Below are 16,088 nucleotides of genomic sequence, written 5' to 3'. Positions count from 1 at the left end.
CTTTCTTGTGGTGGTGCGCCCGGACAAGGAGTTCGGGCTCGGTGGGACAGAGAGTTTTTGGGGGGCCGGGCCTCAGGAGGCGGTGCGGCCGCGGCGGGCCAGCAGCCGGACGGCGAGGTCACCGATCAGCTGGATCACCGTGACGATGACGACCAGCAGGGCGACGGTGACCAGCATGAACCGGTTGTCGAAGCGCTGGAATCCGTTGGTGATGGCCTGGGAGCCGAGCCCTTCGCCGCCGACCGCGCCGGCCATCGCGGAGTAGCCGATGAGCACGATGAGGGTGGTGGTGACACCCGAGACGAGCGAGGGCAGCGCCTGTGGGAGGAGCACCTTGCGGACGATCGTGGGGATGGAGCCGCCCATCGACTGCACCGCCTCGACGAGTCCGTGGTCGACCTCGCGGATCGCCGTCTCGACGAGCCGGGCGAAGAACGGGATGGCTCCGACGGCGAGCGGCACGATCATCGCGGTGGGACCGATGAAGGTACCGACGACCCAGGTGGTGAACGGGATCAGGGCGATCAGCAGGATGATGAACGGCAGGGAGCGGCCGACGTTCACGATCACACCGACGACCTTGTTCACCAGGGCGTTCTGGAGCAGTCCGCCCTTGTCGGTGAGGACCAGGAGGATGCCGAGCGGCAGTCCGCCGGCGACGGTGACCAGCGCGGACCACAGCACCATGTAGAGGGTGTCGACGGTGCCCTGGGTCAGCAGGGGCTGCATTTCGGACCAGGTCACTTGACGACCTCCTTGGTGAGCAGGGCGGACGTCTGCTCCGGTACGACGGTGGCGGGCGCGTCGGTCCCGGCGCCGGCCTCCGGGTCGGTCGTGTCCTCGACGACCTCGGCCTGGAGGCCCTGCTCGCGCAGGAAGCCGATGGGAACGACGTTCTCCTCGAAGCGGCCGGGCAGCTCGATGCGCATCCGGCCGATCTGCTTGCCGCCGACGGTGTCCATCGCGGCGCCGAGGATCGAGATGTCGATGTTGTACGTACGGGAGAGCTGGGAGATGACCGGCTGGGAAGCCGATTCCCCCTGGAAGGTGACGTCGACGACCGTGCGGTCGGGGCCGGAGGCGGTCCCGCCGACCGGGAACAGCTCGTGGGCCAGTTCGGAGCCGGGGGTGGCGAGGAGTTCCGCGACGGTCCCGGACTCGACGATCCGGCCGCGCCGCATGAGCGCCGCGGAGTCGCAGACGGTCTTGACGACGTCCATCTCGTGGGTGATGAGCAGGACGGTCAGGCCGAGCTGCTGGTTGAGGTCGCGCAGCAGTTGGAGGATGGAGCGGGTGGTCTCGGGGTCGAGCGCGGAGGTCGCCTCGTCCGAGAGCAGCACCTGGGGGTCGCCCGCCAGGGCGCGGGCGATGCCCACGCGCTGCTTCTGGCCGCCGGAGAGCTGGCCGGGGTAGGCCTTCGCCTTGTCGGCGAGGCCGACCAGGTCGAGGAGTTCCCTGGCCTTGCGGGTGCGGTCCTGGCCGGAGACGCCGAGGATCTCCAGCGGCAGCTCCACGTTGTCCAGCACGGTGCGGGAGTCGAGCAGGTTGAAGTGCTGGAAGACCATGCCGATGCGGGTGCGGGCCCGGCGCAGCTCGGCGCTCGCCCGTCGGCCGCGGCCGGCGAGGGCGGTGAGGTCCTGGCCGGCCACCGTCACCGTGCCGGAGGTGGGGCGTTCCAGGAGGTTGACGCAGCGGATCAGGGAGGATTTGCCGGCGCCGCTCTGTCCGATGACGCCGTACACCTCGCCTTCGCGGACGTGCAGGTCGACGCCGTCGAGTGCGGTGACCTCACGGTCGCGCGACTGGTAGACCTTCGTGAGGCCCGTCGTGGTGATCACAGGGGTTTCCGTCACTGTCGAGTGCGCGGCGCGGTGTCCGCCGGGCACGGGGCATTCGTCTGAAGAGACTTTTCGGGCTGGTCGGCCGGGTGTCTCGGCATGGCTGTACGCGGCGGTCGGCCGGGGCAGCGCATGCGCGGGCGCGCTCGTTCCGCAGGGGGCGGACGGCGCAGGCTCGGTCTCGCTTCGGGGCGCGAGGCTCAGGCGGGGGCCCTCAGAAGGCGCGCATTCGACACATACAACGAGCACCGGGCGTGCTGATCGCCTCGGTCGCAAGGGTGCGGCTGCTCGTCGTGGTCATGGGCCAAGTAAAACAGACGTGAGGTCTCCGCGATCCCTGCTGTCCGCATAGCGGACAGTACTGGATGGCCGGATGCTTGCCTTCCGTTTACGCCGGAAGGCGCGCGGCGCACCGCTGTGACCTGCGATGACAGGGTGATCGCAGGGGCGGCTTCAGGAGTGACCGGGTGGCCGGGTAGCGGAACCTCGGCCGCCGGTTGTGGCCAAGGCCACGATGTGGGCCCCGGTGCGGTGGCCGCCTCCGTGGCGGCCGGGGCCGCACGCGGGCGGGCGTTCCGTCCGTAATACCCTCGACTCATGCTTGACGCCCTGACGGTCGCGGTCGCCGTGACCGCGCTCGCCCTCGCCGCCTGGTGCGGACATGCCGCCTACCGGGACCAGCCGACGAAGGACTGGCACTTCATCGGGATGGCGGTCGTCTCCGTGCTGGCGTTGGCCCAGTTGGCCGTGGGCGTCGTGCAGCTGGCGCGCGGGGAACGGCCGGAGCAGGGGATGGCGGTGTTCATCGCCTACCTGATCGGTTCGTTCGCCGCCGTGCCCGCGGCCGGATTCCTGTCGTTGACCGAGCGGACCCGCTGGGGTTCGGTCACGGTCGCGGCGGGCGCGGTCGTGCTGGCGGTTCTGGAGGTCCGGCTCTATGACATCTGGGGAAACTGACGTGAGCGACACCGACCGCCCCGAGGTGGCCACGGCCCCGAAGCCGGCCTTCGAACTGGGCACCGGTCCCGGCCGGGTCCTGGTCTGGTTCTACGGGGTGTTCACGGTCGCGGCGGCCTCGCGGACGATCGTCGAGATGGTCAGGGGTTTCGACCGTGCGCCGCTGGCGTACGGGCTTTCGGCCGTCGCGGCCCTGGTGTACGGCTTCATCACGTACTCGCTGGTGCGCGGCGGCGAGAAGGCCCGCCGGGCGGCGCTGGTGTGCTGTGCCGCGGAGCTGATCGGTGTGCTGGTCGTCGGCGCGTGGACGCTGGTCGAGCCGACCGCCTTCCCGGACTCGACGGTGTGGTCGGACTTCGGGATGGGGTACCTCTTCATCCCGGTGATCCTGCCGGTCACCGGGATGATCTGGCTGCGCCGCGCGAAGACGGTCGCGGTCTAAGGCCCTGTCGACGCCGTTTCGGCCCCGCCGCGCGCGGCGCACGGTCAGGCGCTGGCCACGTAGTCCCGGTCGGCCGCGTCCTTCTCCAACAGGACCATCCGGACGCCGTCGGCTCCGGTGACGGCCCCGACCTGGGCGTACCCGGCTCGCCGGTAGAGCCGCAGATTGCCCTCGCTGCGGTGTCCGCTGTGCAGCCGGAAGCGGGTCGTCGCCCGCTCGGCGGAGAGCGCCGACTCGGCGGCGAGCAGCAGCCTGGCCCCGAGGCCGTGCCCCTGGAGCCGGGGATGAACGCAGAGCTTGCCGATGAGGCCCGTGCCGTCCGGGTCGGTGCCGCCTCGGACCGAGCCGACGACCTCGTCCCCGAGCCGGGCCACGAACACCAGGTCGTCGGCGACTTCGGAGCGCAGGGATTCGAGGCTCTGGACGAGCGGGTCGATCCGGTAGTTGTCGTACAGCTCCGCCTCGCGCTGGAAGCAGAGGTACTGAAGTCTGAAGATCTGCTCGACGTCCTGTGCCGTCGCTGCCGAGATGGTCACGCTCATGCCCATGTGTGCACGCCTCCCGCTCACCTGTTCGCCGGTTGCCTACCGCTCCCTTCCCGCACGGAAGGAGCGACAACCTCCGCAGCCAGCATTCTGCGCAGACATCCAAGGCAACGGGAACGGATCGGGCCCAAGCTCCCCTGTGACATACCCAACTCCCCTGCGATTTCCCGGTAGGTCGGGTCGCTGGGGGCGAGCATCGCCTCCAGCAGCCGGGGGCAGCGGCCGGGCAGCCGGGCCAGCGCGGAGCGCAACGCCCGGCGTTCGGCGGCCCCGAGGGCGGCGCGTTCCGGGCAGTCGGCCGGTCCGGCGGCGGGCTCCGCTCCGGCGTACGGGCGTTCCCGCCGGACCGTCCGGCGGCCTCGGCGGGCCTCGCCCCGTACGGTGTCGCGCACCCAGCGGGCCGCGTCGGCGGGTGGTCCGGCGGCGGCCGGGCGCTCCAGCAGCCGTACCCAGACGCTCTGTTCGAGGTCGGCGGGGTCGAGCCCGGCGGCCGGGGCCTCGGCCCTCGCCTCCGCGCGAACCAGGGGTTGTAAGGCACGGACGACGAGGGCGGTGGAAGCGGCCGGGCCGGGGTCGTGATCGGGAAGCGTCATGCCCCGGCGGACGTGCCGGGACGGCCGCCGGTTGCCCCGGGCGGCGCTCCACCACCCGACCGGGGTATGCCGGGGGCGGGCGGCTGACGGCGCACCCCGGGTACGAGTGGTGCGCCGCGCCCGCCTCCGTACCGGGTCAGCGCCCGGCGTGGTCCGCCGCCGCGAGCAGCGCCGCGTCCGGATGGTCGGCGAAGATGCCGTCGATGCCGGTGGCGAGATAGGCGGCGCAGGCGCCGAACACGTCACCGTAGGCATTGGGGTCGGTGCCGCGCCGGAAGTCGGCGGGCAGGAAGCTGTTCTCGTTGCGCAGTGTGTACGGGTGCAGCCGCAGGCCCTTGGCGTGCGCGTCCCGCACCAGCGTGGTCGGGGTGGTGAGCCGTCCCGAGGCGTCCTTCGGGATGACGAGGTCGAGGGTGGGGCCGATGCCCTGGGCGAAGGAGGCCATCCACGCCAGCCCGGCGGGGGTCACCAGGTCGGCGACGGTGCGCGGGTCGCCCGACTCGACGAAGTCCCAGGGGCGCTCCTTCGGGCCGGAGAGCAGGACGATGCGCGGGGTGTCGACGAGGCGCGCGAGGCGCTGGACCGAGCCGGGCTCGAAGGACTGGAGGATGAGCGCGGAGTTCCGGCGGTCCCGCCCGTAGCGGCGCAGCAGCCGGGCGAGCGGCTCCTCCAGGCCGAGGCCAAGCTTGCGGAAGTAGGTGGGGTGCTTGGTCTCCACGTACAGCCAGACCGGCCGGGAGCGTTTGCGGCCCTCCTTCTCCGCCCAGCGCAGCACCTCCTCGAAGGTGGGGACGCTCCAGCGGCCGTCGTAGAGGGTGTTGTCCGGACGGTTGCCCGGGATGCGCTCCTTGGCCCGCAGGGTCTTCAGCTCGGCGAGGGTGAAGTCCTCGGTGAACCAGCCGGTCAGGGAGAGGCCGTCGATGCTCTTGGTCGTCCTGCGGCCGGCGAACTCGGGGTGGTCGGCGACGTCGGTGGTGGCGGTGATGTCGTTCTCGTGACGGCAGACGAGGTGGCCGTCCTTGGTCGGCACGAGGTCCTGCTCGATGATGTGCGCACCCATGTCGAGGGCCAGCTGGTAGGAGCCGAGAGTGTGCTCGGGCCGGTAGCCGCTGGCCCCGCGGTGGCCGATCACCGTCGGCACGGGCAGATCGCGCAGCGATCCGTGGCCGCGGCCCCGCTCGGCCGCGTGGGCGGTGGCGGGCAGGCCCAGGGCCGCGGTGCCGAGGACCGCGGCGCCCAGGAGGCTCCGCCGGCCAGGGGTCTTCCGCGCACGCTCCGTCATGAATGCTCCTCGCTTGGTGATGTCCGGGACCGGTCGAGCGAGGCCCGATCGTAGGCTGGGAGGTGTACGGGAGGACGGCTCCTCGGCCAACATGGCGGAAACACACGTCAACACCGTGTATCCGCTTCGTGAACCCGATGTGCGATCAGGGCATACCCGCGAGTATCGTCCTCACCTGCACCGACCATCACCCGTCGGCACCGGCCACCGCCCGTACGACCCATTCCATCGCGGCCGGCCAGGCCACGACACCGGAGGAACCGTTGTCCCGTCTCACGGTCATCAAGGCAGTGCTCGGACCGATTCTGCGCCTGATGTTCCGCCCACAGGTGGAAGGCGTCGAGAACATTCCCGGGACCGGGCCGGTGATCCTCGCGGGCAACCACCTCACGTTCATCGACTCGATGATCATGCCGATCTGCTGCGACCGGCCGGTGTTCTACATCGGCAAGGACGAGTACGTCACGGGCAAGGGCCTCAAGGGCAAGCTGATGGCCTGGTTCTTCACCGGCTGCGGCATGATCCCGGTGGACCGGGACGGCGGCCGGGGCGGGGTCGCGGCGCTGATGACGGGACGCCGGGTGCTGGAGAAGGGGCAGGCCTTCGCCATCTACCCCGAGGGCACCCGCTCCCCCGACGGCCGGCTCTACCGGGGCCGTACGGGCATCGCGCGGCTGACGCTGATGACGGGCGCCCCGGTGATCCCGTTCGCGATGATCGGGACCGACAAGCTGCAGCCGGGCGGCGCCGGCCTGCCCCGGCCGGGCAAGGTCACGGTGCGCTTCGGGGAGCCGATGGAGTTCTCGCGCTACGAGGGCATGGACCGCGACCGCTACGTCCTGCGGGCGGTGACCGACTCGGTGATGGCCGAGGTGATGCGGCTGTCCGGCCAGGAGTACGTGGACATGTACGCGACGAAGGCGAAGGCTGCCTGACCGCCCGTACGACGGTTACGGAGAAGGCCGCCCGGCCCGTACGACGCTCACGGCGAAGGGTCCGCACCCCTGAGGGTGCGGACCCTTCGCCGTACGGTCACGGGTGCTCGACGCCGTCCTCCAGCTTCTGGCCCCGCAGCAGGAACCAGGAGGCGACCGCCGCCGCCAGCAGTACCGCCGCGCCGATGCCCGCGGCCGACCGCAGCCCGTCGACGAACGCCTCCTGGGCCGCCGAGACCAGCGGCCCGGCCTGGGCGGCGGGCAGCGCCCCGGCGGCCTCGACCGCGCCGCCCAGTGACTCGTGGGCGGCCGACTCGACGTCGGCGGGGATGCCGGACGGGGTCGGGAAGCCCCGGTAGACGCCGGTGACGATGGAGCCGAGCAGGGCGATGCCGAGGGCCGCGCCCAGTTCGTACGCGGTCTCGGAGACGGCGGACGCGGAGCCCGCCTGCTCCTTCGGGACGCTGGAGAGGATCACGTCGGCGGTGACGGTGAAGGCGAAGCCCGCGCCGACGCCGACGACCAGCAGCATGGAGCCGAGCAGCGGATACCCGGTGTTCTGGTCGAGCAGCGTCACACTGCCCAGAGCGAAACCGACCGCGGCCAGGCCGCCCGAGACGACGGAGCGGACCGAGAAGCGGCGGGCGGCGAACCCGGCCAGCAGACCCGCGGTCACCGCGCCGATGGCGGCGGGCAGTTCGGCGAGCCCGGCCTCCAGCGGCCCGCGGCCCTGCACCAGTTGCAGGAACTGGGAGAGGAAGAAGACGAGACCCGACAGGCCGAGGATGGTCAGCAGGTCGGCGAGGACCGCGCCGGAGAAGCCCCGGTGGTGGAAGAGCCGCATGTCCAGCAGGGGCGCGGGCAGCCGCAGTTGCCTGCGGACGAACCAGGTGAGCGCCAAGACGCCGACGACGGCCGCCGCTCCGGCCCCCCAGCTCACCCCGTGCGCTGCCGCCTCCTTGATGGCGTACACCACACCGATCATGCCGACCAGGGAGAGCCCGACGCTGAGCATGTCCCACGGGCCCGGGGCCGGGTTCTTGGACTCCGGGATCAGCTTGACGCCGACGACGACGAGGACGGCCATCACGGGCAGGTTGATGAGGAAGACCGAACCCCACCAGAAGTGTTCGAGCAGGGCCCCGCCGACGACCGGACCGACGGCCGCGCCCGCCGAGGCCATCGCGCCCCAGATCCCGATGGCGAGGCTGCGCTCGCGCGGGTCGTGGAAGAGGTTGCGGATCAGGGCCAGGGTGGACGGCATCAGGGTGGCGCCCGCGACACCGAGCAGCGCCCGGGCCACGATCATCATCTCCGGCGTGGTCGCGTACGCGTTGAGCACGGAGACGGCGCCGAACGCGACGGCGCCGACCAGCAGCAGCTTCTTGCGGCCGATGCGGTCGCCGAGGCTGCCCATCGAGACGAGCAGGCCGGCAATGACGAAGGAGTAGACGTCACCGATCCAGAGCAGCTGGGTGCCGGTCGGTTCGAGGTCCTCGCTGAGGAACGGGGTGGCGAGACCGAGGACGGTCGCGTCCACGGCCACCAGCAGCACGGCGAGGACGAGGACCGCGAGCGCGATCCACCGCCCCGGGCGGCGTACGGCGTCCGTGGTGTCCGGGTTCTGGTCGATGCTGGTCATTGCTCTACGCTCCGGCGTGCTCCGCCGAGCAGCAACTCGACGATCATGTGTTGGAAATCCTGTGCGGCGACCCGCCCCGCCTGGACGGCCCAGGCGCCGGTGCCGACGAGCCCGTAGAGGGCCTCCGTGAGCCAGGCGGGGGTGAGGTCGATACGGAACTCGCCGCGCTCCTGGCCGCGGCGGAAGAAGGCGGAGACGCGGGCGTCGGCCCGGTCCCAGCCCTCGTTGACCTCGTCGCCCTCGAAGAGCTGGTTCTCGTTGACGAGGAAGGACAGCAGTCCGGCGCTGGGCTCGACGGCCGCGATGAGGCGGCGCAGCCCCTCCTCGGAGGTGTCCTCGTCGAGCCGGGCGGCGTCCAGGGCCGCCTCGAACTCCTGGATGCCGAGATTCTCCAGCGCCCTCACCAGGGCGTCGCGCCCGGCGAAGTGGCGGTGGAGGGTGGCCCGGCCGATGCCCGCCGCCCTGGCGACCTCGTCCATGGTGGCGGTCGATCTGCGGGTCAGCAGGGCGGCGGCGCTGCGCAGCACCTGCTCACGGTCGAGAGTCATGAGACAACCATAGCCCAACTGAGACATGTTCGTCTCATTTCCCGGGTGCGCGGGTGTGCAGCAGGAGAGGGCAGGCACGAGGGAGGGGCGGAGCGAAGGGCAGAGCGAAGGGCGGAGCGAGGCGGGAAACAAAAAATGGCCGGAGGTGAAACCACTCCTTGCCACTCTCAACTTATAGCTCATGGGGGGCCTTGCGGCAAGACCCCCCATATGCCGCAGAATCGTCGGCCGTAGCCGGGACGGTACGCCGCCCCCCGTACGCACCGCAGATCGGAACCGATGCCGTGACACCCCTGACCGCCAGCGCGTTCGCCCTCCCCGACCGCCTCTCCGCCAAGGCCGACCCGGCGCTGATCGCCGATGACGAGCAGCACTTCGCCGCCGTCGCCCTCTGCCTGGAACAGTCGATCGCCGAGCTGACCGACCGGCTCGCGGCCGAGCGCAGGGCGCCCGGCGGAGCGAGCCGGCAGGCGATGGACCGGGATGTGGAGATCCACCGGCTGACCGGCCGGCTGCGTGCCCTGCGGCGGTTCGGCCTCGACCTGTGCCTCGGGCACATGGTCGCCGCGGACGGCTGCGGACCGCTGTACGTGGGACGGCTCGGGCTGACCGACAGCACAGGCCGCCGGCTGTTGCTCGACTGGCGCTCCCCCGCCGCCGAGCCGTTCTTCGGGGCCACCCACGCCGATCCGATGGGCCTGGCGAGCCGGCGCCGCTACCGCTGGACCGGCGGCCGGATCAGCGACTACTGGGACGAGGTGTTCGCACCGGAGGGCTTCGCCGGTCATGCCGCGCTGGATGACCAGTCCGCGTTCATCGCCGGCCTGGGCGGCAACCGGTCGGCCCGGATGCGCGATGTGCTGGGCACCATCCAGGCCGACCAGGACGCCATCATCCGGGCGGGCTCCCGGGGCACGCTCGTCGTCGACGGCGGGCCCGGCACCGGGAAGACCGTCGTCGCCCTGCACCGCTCCGCCTTTCTCCTGTACTCCGACCCGCGCCTCGGCCACCGCCGCGGTGGCGTGCTGTTCGTCGGGCCGCACGAGCCCTATCTGGGGTACGTCGCCGATGTCCTGCCCAGCCTCGGGGAGGAGGGCGTGCAGACGTGCACCCTGCGGGACCTGGTCGCCGAGGGGGCGCAGGCGGGCGCCGAGACCGACCCGGAGGTGGCGCGGCTGAAGGCGTCGGCGGAGCTGGTGAAGGCGGTCGAGCCGGCCGTCCGGTTCTACGAGGAGCCGCCCGCCACGGGCGTACGGGTCCAGACGCACTGGTCCGACATCTGGCTGAGCGCCGCCGACTGGGCCTCGGCGTTCGGGGCGGCGGGCCCGGGCACACCGCACAACGAGGCGCGGGAGGAGATCTGGGAGGAGCTGGTCACGATCCTCGTGGACAAGCACGACGGGGACGCACCGGAGGAACAACTGCGCGCCTCGCTGCGGCGCAACCGGGAGCTGTTCGCCCTCTTCGACCGCGCCTGGCCGCTGGTCGAGGCGGCCGACCTGGTCGGCGACCTCTGGTCCGTACCCGCCTATCTGCGCAGGTGCGCCCCCTGGTTGACCTCGGAGGAGGTCGGACGGTTGCAGCGCCCGGACGCCGGGGCCTGGACGGTTTCCGACCTGCCTCTCCTCGACGCGGCACGGCAGCGGCTCGGAGACCCGGAGGCGTCCCGGCGCAGACGTCGACACGAGGCCGCGGCCGCCGCCGAGCGGGAGCAGATGGACCGGGTCGTGGAGAGTCTGCTCGCCGACAAGACCCTGGCCGACGCGGACACGGACGGCGAGGGTGCGCTGGTGATGCTGCGCGGGGCGGATCTCCGGGAGTCCCTGGCCACCGCCGACCGGCCGGGCGGCACCGAACCCGACCTGCTGGCCGGGCCGTTCGCGCACATCGTCGTGGACGAGGCGCAGGAGCTGACCGACGCCCAGTGGCAGATGCTGCTCCAGCGGTGCCCGTCCCGGAGTTTCACCGTCGTCGGGGACCGTGCGCAGGCCCGGCACGGGTTCACCGAGTCGTGGCGGGAGCGGCTGGAGCGGGTCGGGCTCGACCGGATCACCCTGGCCTCCCTGACCATCAACTACCGGACTCCGCGGGAGATCATGGCGGAGGCGGAACCGGTGGTCCGGGCCGTACTCCCCGACGCCAACGTGCCGGTCTCCGTCCGCGGCAGCGGCATCCCCGTCAGGTACGGCTCCGTCGAGGATCTGGACACGGTCCTCGCGACGTGGCTCGCCGCGCACGACGACGGGATCGCCTGCGTCATCGGCGACCCCGCGTTCCGGGCGACGCCCCGCGTGCGGTCGCTGACCCCGGAGCTGTCCAAGGGCCTGGAGTTCGACCTGGTCGTCCTCGTCGACCCGGAGGACTTCGGCGCGGGCGTCGAGGGGGCGGTGGACCGCTATGTCGCGATGACCCGGGCGACCCGGGAGCTCGTCGTCCTGACGAGCTCCTGAGGCGTCGGGGCCGGGCCGTCGGGGGCGGCCCCGCGTGCGGGCTTCAGTGCCAGGGCAGTCCTGCCCGGTGCCGCCAGTACGCCTCCGGCTCCTCGACCAGGGCGTCGAGGCCGGCCCGCTGCTCGTCGTCCAGGTCGACGACGGCGGCGTGCAGATTGCCGGAAAGCTGGCCCACCGTGGCGGCGCCGGAGAGCACGACGTCCGCCCAGGGCTGGTGCAGGACCAGCGCGAGGGCGACCGCGTCGCCGCCCACGCCCGCGGCGGCGGCGATCTCCTGGAACACGGCGGGGGCCTCGGCCCCGGCGAGGCGCCCGTTGGCCATGCCCTCCTTGACGATCACGGTGAGCCCGGCGTCGTGGGCCTCGGCGAGCGCGGGCGCGGCCGAGGTCTCCAGGGCGTTGTAGGTGGCCTGGACCGTACGGAAGAGGGGTTCGCCGTCGACCGTGACGGCGAGGGCGGCCCGGATCGCGTCGGCCTGGGCGGGCCCGCTGGTGGAGAGGCCGACGGTGACCCCGTCCGCGGCCAGGACGGCGAGCCGGTCGAGCAGTTCCTTGTCGGTGAGCGCGGGGCTGTCCGGGGTAACCGAGTGGACCTGGTAGAGGCTGAGCCGGTCGCCGAGGAGGGCCCGGGTCTCGGCGTACTGGCGCTCGAAGGCGGCGAGGCTGTGGTCCTTGACCTCGTGTTCCTCGGCCTCGACGTCCCAGTCGGCGGTGTAGGTGTACCCCCACTTGCTGCCGACGACGAGGTCGGTGAAGGAGGGCCGGGCGTCCAGCCACTCCCCCAGGAACTCCTCGGCGCGGCCGTAGGAGCGGGCGGTGTCGACGTACCGGACGCCCTGGGCGTAGGCGGCGTCCAGCAGTTCGTGGGTGCGGGCGCGCAGGGCGTCGGCGTCGCGGCCGGCGGGCAGGTCCCGGTCTCGGTGGAGATTGATGTAGCCGGGCCTCCCGACGGCGGCAAGGCCCAGCCCGAAGTGGGCGGTCGGGGTCGTCGCGGCGGCCAGGGCGGCGAAGGGCATCGCGGGCTCCTCGGGTCGGGTTTCGGTTACTCCTACCCCGGTGAGCGCGCGATGCCCTTCGTCCATCCGGTGCGGCACGGCTCCCCGCGCGCACCCGACCGGCCTCCCTACTGGCGGGCGGTCGCCCAGGCGTGCTGGGCGGCCAGGTCTTCCTTCACCTCGGCGAGCTGTACGGCGACGGCGGAGGGGGCCGTTCCGCCCCGGCCGTCGCGGGAGGCGAGGGCGCCCCGCACGTTGAGCACGGTGCGGACCTCGGGGGTGAGGTGCTCGGAGATCTTGGCGAACTGCTCGTCGGTGAGCTGGTCGAGCTCGATGCCCTGCCGCTCGCACTCCTTGACGCAGGCGCCGGCCACCTCGTGCGCCACCCGGAACGGAACGCCCTGCTTGACCAGCCATTCCGCGATGTCGGTCGCGAGCGAGAAGCCCGCCGGGGCCAGCTCCTCCATGCGCTCACGGTTGACGGTGAGGGTGGCCATCATCCCGGTGAAGGCGGGGAGCAGGACCTCCAGCTGGTCGCAGGAGTCGAAGACGGGCTCCTTGTCCTCCTGAAGGTCCCGGTTGTACGCGAGCGGGAGGGCCTTGAGCGTGGCGAGCAGGCCGGTCAGGTTGCCGATGAGTCGGCCGGACTTGCCCCGGGCCAGCTCCGCGATGTCCGGGTTCTTCTTCTGCGGCATGATCGAGGAGCCGGTGGAGAAGGCGTCGTGGAGGGTGACGAAGGAGAACTCCTTCGTGTTCCAGATGATGACCTCCTCCGCGATCCGGGAGAGGTTGACGCCGATCATCGCGGTGATGAAGGCGAACTCCGCGACGAAGTCCCGCGAGGCGGTGCCGTCGATGGAGTTGGCGACCGAGCCGTGCTCGAACCCGAGGTCGGCGGCGACCGCCTCCGGGTCGAGGCCGAGCGAGGATCCGGCGAGCGCCCCGGAGCCGTACGGGGAGACGGCGGTGCGCTCGTCCCACTGGCGCAGCCGTTCGGCGTCCCGGGACAGGGGCTGCACGTGGGCGAGCACGTGGTGGGCGAAGAGCACGGGCTGCGCGTGCTGGAGGTGGGTGCGGCCCGGCATCGCGACGTCCGCGTGGGCCTCGGCGAGGCCGACCAGGGCGCTCTGGAGATCGGCGATCAGCCCGCCGATGGTCCGGGCGTGGTCGCGCAGGTACATCCGGAAGAGCGTGGCGATCTGGTCGTTCCGCGACCGCCCGGCCCGCAGCTTGCCGCCGAGGTCGGCGCCGAGTCGCTCCAGCAGCCCGCGCTCCAGCGCGGTGTGGACGTCCTCGTCGGCGACGGTCCCGGTGAAGGAGCCGTCCGCGACGTCCGCTGCGAGCTGGTCGAGCCCGGCGAGCATCCGGGTCAGCTCGTCCTCGCTGAGCAGGCCCGCCTTGTTGAGCACGCGTGCGTGGGCTCGGGAGCCGGCGATGTCGTACGGCGCGAGCCGCCAGTCGAAGTGGACGGAGGCGGACAGCTTGGCCAGCGCCTCGGCCGGTCCGTCGGCGAAACGCGCGCCCCAGAGCCGGACGTCACCGTTGTTGCTGCTCACTGCGTACTCCTCAAAAGGGCAAAGGCCAAGGCCAGAACATGGGCCAAGGTACGGATATGCGGCCGCCTCCCTGCCGCGTGACGACGGGGAGGCGGCTGTACAACGAGGGAGGGTCGGGCGAGGTAAGCGTCAGGCTATGCCTGCAGATCACGCTTGGCCGCGATCTTGGCGGAGAGACCGAAGATCTCGATGAAGCCCTGCGCCTTGGACTGGTCGAAGGTGTCGCCCGAGTCGTAGGTGGCGAGGTTGAAGTCGTACAGCGACTCCTCGGACTTCCGGCCTGTGACGACGGCGCGGCCGCCGTGCAGGGTCATCCGGATGTCGCCGGTGACGTGCTGGTTGGCCTCGTTGATGAAGCCGTCCAGGGCGCGCTTCAGCGGGGAGAACCACAGGCCGTCGTAGACCATCTCGCCCCAGCGCTGCTCGACCTGCCGCTTGTAGCGGGCCAGCTCGCGCTCGACGGTGACGTTCTCCAGCTCCTGGTGGGCGGTGATCAGCGCGATCGCGCCGGGCGCCTCGTACACCTCGCGGGACTTGATGCCCACGAGCCGGTCCTCGACGATGTCGATCCGGCCGATGCCCTGCGCGCCGGCCCGCTCGTTGAGCTGCTGGATCGCCTGGAGGACGGTGACGGGACGGCCGTCGATGGCTACGGGCACGCCCTCCTTGAAGGAGATGACGGCCTCGTCGGCCTCGCGCTGGACGGCGGGGTTGTCGGTGTACTCGTAGATGTCCTCGATCGGCGCGTTCCAGATGTCCTCCAGGAAGCCCGTCTCGACGGCGCGCCCGAAGACGTTCTGGTCGATGGAGTACGGGGACTTCTTGGTGGTCGCGATCGGGAGGTTCTTCTCCTCGCAGAAGGCGATCGCCTTGTCCCGGGTCATCGCGTAGTCGCGGACCGGGGCGATGCACTTCAGGTCGGGGCCGAGTGCGGAGATGCCGGCCTCGAAGCGGACCTGGTCGTTGCCCTTGCCGGTGCAGCCGTGGGCGACGATCCCGGCGTCGTGCTTGCGGGCGGCGGCGACGAGGTGCTTGACGATGGTCGGCCGGGAGAGGGCCGAGACCAGCGGGTAGCGGTCCATGTAGAGGGCGTTGGCCTTGATCGCCGGGAGGCAGTACTCCTCGGCGAACTCGTCCTTGGCGTCCGCGACCTCGGCTTCGACGGCACCGCAGGCGAGCGCGCGCTTGCGGATGACGTCCAGGTCCTCGCCGCCCTGGCCGACGTCCACGGCGACGGCGATGACCTCGGCGCCCGTCTCCTCGGCGATCCAGCCGATGGCGACGGAGGTGTCCAGGCCGCCCGAGTAGGCGAGAACGACGCGCTCGGTCACGGGTTTCTCCTTACGGTGCAATCACTGATAGGCATAACTATGCAGTCCACCGTATTGTTTGTCAAAAGAGCAGGTCAGCGCAGCGTGCTCGGCCGCCCGGACGCACGAAGGCGGCAAGCGGAGTGAGCGGGCCGTCCGGAGTGAGCCGCTGGGCCGTACGGAGCAGGTCCGGTGGGGCGCGCCCGCCGGCCGTCGTACGGTCCGGAGCATGCGCAGATCACTGGTGACCGCCGCCGTACTCCTCGCCCTGGCCGGCTCGCTCGGGGCCGGGCCCGGCCGGACCGATGCCCCTCCCCTGCCCTACCGGCTGGCGGACACGGGCGGCGGCTCCCAGCTGATCACCGCCGAGGCCCCGGACACCGGCTCCACGACGGGGACCGTGACCTGGTGGGAGCGGCGCGGGGGCCGGTGGACGGAGGCCGGGTCGGCGCCGGCGCGGTTCGGGGAAGGCGGGCTGGCCGACGGGGAGGCCCGGGAGCAGGGCACCGGCACCACGCCCACCGGCCTGTACGACCTGCCGTACGCCTTCGGCACCGAGGACGCCCCGGCCGGCACGACGTATCCGTACCGCGAGGTCACCGAGGACTCCTGGTGGTGCCAGGACAACGACGCGCGCGCGTACAACCGCTGGGTGGAGCCACGTCCGGCGGACTGCCGGGCGGCGGAGGCCGAGCATCTGGTCTCCTACGGCACGCAGTACGCCCGCGCCCTGGTGATCGGCTTCAACTACGACCGTCCGGTACGGGGCAGGGGCGCGGGAATCTTCCTGCATGTGAACGGGCGCGGGGCGACGGCCGGGTGCGTCTCGGTCCCGGCCGACGCCATGGCGGAGATCCTCGCCTGGGCGGACCCGGAGCGCGAACCGCACATCGCGGTCGGCACCTCCTCGGGCCCCACCGCGATCACGCGCTACTGAACGGCCGCGGGCCCTCTCCTCCGGATCGGACCGGGCCCGCGGCACCCGGCCCGCCCGAC

15 protein-coding genes are annotated in these 16,088 nt (G+C 71.8%); 5 read left to right on the top strand and 10 right to left on the bottom strand.

Annotation, left to right across the window (positions count from 1 at the left end):
- Positions 1–72 precede the first annotated feature (72 nt).
- Positions 73–744: a methionine ABC transporter permease gene (locus AB0F29_RS09320; RefSeq protein ID WP_361869264.1), complete on the bottom strand. Its 672-nt coding sequence runs from the start codon at positions 742–744 to the stop codon at positions 73–75.
- Complete coding sequence (locus AB0F29_RS09315) at positions 741–1,838, bottom strand: ATP-binding cassette domain-containing protein (RefSeq protein ID WP_361869263.1); 1,098 nt, start codon at positions 1,836–1,838, stop codon at positions 741–743. The genes AB0F29_RS09320 and AB0F29_RS09315 overlap by 4 nt, the downstream gene beginning before the upstream one ends.
- Before the next feature lie 597 nt (positions 1,839–2,435).
- Here AB0F29_RS09315 and AB0F29_RS09310 point away from each other — a divergent pair.
- A complete protein-coding gene (locus AB0F29_RS09310; protein WP_215110157.1) occupies positions 2,436–2,795 on the top strand; it encodes a hypothetical protein in 360 nt (119 codons plus the stop codon).
- Position 2,796: 1 nt separating this feature from the next.
- On the top strand, positions 2,797–3,237 hold the full coding sequence (locus tag AB0F29_RS09305; protein ID WP_361869260.1) for a hypothetical protein: 441 nt from the start codon (positions 2,797–2,799) through the stop codon (positions 3,235–3,237).
- Positions 3,238–3,281: 44 nt separating this feature from the next.
- Here the strand turns inward: AB0F29_RS09305 and AB0F29_RS09300 are convergent, their stop codons facing one another.
- The 3 genes from AB0F29_RS09300 to AB0F29_RS09290 all read right to left on the bottom strand — a co-directional run bounded on the left by AB0F29_RS09300 (position 3,282) and on the right by AB0F29_RS09290 (position 5,657).
- Positions 3,282–3,785 (bottom strand): GNAT family N-acetyltransferase, encoded by a 504-nt coding sequence (locus AB0F29_RS09300; protein WP_361869259.1) that lies wholly within the window; start codon positions 3,783–3,785, stop codon positions 3,282–3,284.
- Between the two features lie 17 nt (positions 3,786–3,802).
- The gene (locus AB0F29_RS09295) at positions 3,803–4,375 is read right to left on the bottom strand and encodes a sigma-70 family RNA polymerase sigma factor (RefSeq protein ID WP_361869256.1); all 573 of its coding nucleotides are present in this window, start codon (positions 4,373–4,375) and stop codon (positions 3,803–3,805) included.
- Between the two features lie 136 nt (positions 4,376–4,511).
- Positions 4,512–5,657, bottom strand: a complete 1,146-nt coding sequence (locus AB0F29_RS09290; RefSeq protein ID WP_361869254.1) for a glycerophosphodiester phosphodiesterase — start codon at positions 5,655–5,657, stop codon at positions 4,512–4,514.
- Between the two features lie 263 nt (positions 5,658–5,920).
- Between AB0F29_RS09290 and AB0F29_RS09285 the strand changes: the two genes are divergently transcribed.
- Entirely contained in the window at positions 5,921–6,592 is a 672-nt protein-coding gene (locus tag AB0F29_RS09285; RefSeq protein WP_361869251.1) for a lysophospholipid acyltransferase family protein, read from the top strand.
- 97 nt (positions 6,593–6,689) lie between these two features.
- Here AB0F29_RS09285 and AB0F29_RS09280 read toward each other — a convergent pair whose 3' ends face one another.
- Both AB0F29_RS09280 and AB0F29_RS09275 read right to left on the bottom strand, forming a co-directional pair.
- Complete coding sequence (locus AB0F29_RS09280; RefSeq protein WP_361869248.1) at positions 6,690–8,234, bottom strand: MFS transporter; 1,545 nt, start codon at positions 8,232–8,234, stop codon at positions 6,690–6,692.
- Entirely contained in the window at positions 8,231–8,782 is a 552-nt protein-coding gene (locus AB0F29_RS09275) for a helix-turn-helix domain-containing protein (protein ID WP_361869245.1), read from the bottom strand. The genes AB0F29_RS09280 and AB0F29_RS09275 overlap by 4 nt, the downstream gene beginning before the upstream one ends.
- Positions 8,783–9,066: 284 nt before the next feature.
- Here AB0F29_RS09275 and helR point away from each other — a divergent pair, with 284 nt between their 5' ends.
- Complete coding sequence (gene helR, locus AB0F29_RS09270) at positions 9,067–11,232, top strand: RNA polymerase recycling motor ATPase HelR (protein WP_361869242.1); 2,166 nt, start codon at positions 9,067–9,069, stop codon at positions 11,230–11,232.
- 43 nt (positions 11,233–11,275) lie between these two features.
- On the opposite strand, the gene AB0F29_RS09265 is transcribed toward helR, so the two are convergent.
- From AB0F29_RS09265 to AB0F29_RS09255, 3 genes are all read right to left on the bottom strand, one after another.
- Positions 11,276–12,247 (bottom strand): aldo/keto reductase, encoded by a 972-nt coding sequence (locus tag AB0F29_RS09265; protein ID WP_361869239.1) that lies wholly within the window; start codon positions 12,245–12,247, stop codon positions 11,276–11,278.
- Between the two features lie 107 nt (positions 12,248–12,354).
- Positions 12,355–13,782, bottom strand: a complete 1,428-nt coding sequence (gene argH, locus AB0F29_RS09260) for an argininosuccinate lyase (RefSeq protein WP_361869237.1) — start codon at positions 13,780–13,782, stop codon at positions 12,355–12,357.
- A 134-nt stretch (positions 13,783–13,916) separates the two neighbouring features.
- Positions 13,917–15,113, bottom strand: coding sequence for an argininosuccinate synthase (locus tag AB0F29_RS09255; protein ID WP_361869236.1), 1,197 nt, complete (start codon positions 15,111–15,113; stop codon positions 13,917–13,919).
- Positions 15,114–15,321: 208 nt separating this feature from the next.
- Here AB0F29_RS09255 and AB0F29_RS09250 point away from each other — a divergent pair, with 208 nt between their 5' ends.
- The gene (locus AB0F29_RS09250; protein ID WP_361869233.1) at positions 15,322–16,029 is read left to right on the top strand and encodes a L,D-transpeptidase family protein; all 708 of its coding nucleotides are present in this window, start codon (positions 15,322–15,324) and stop codon (positions 16,027–16,029) included.
- The last annotated feature ends 59 nt before the right edge of the window (positions 16,030–16,088 follow it).

This window comes from Streptomyces sp. NPDC026589 (genome assembly GCF_040638385.1).
Taxonomy (GTDB): domain Bacteria; phylum Actinomycetota; class Actinomycetes; order Streptomycetales; family Streptomycetaceae; genus Streptomyces.
Note: the sequence above shows the minus strand (reverse complement) of the source record. Positions and strands in the feature narration are given on the sequence as shown.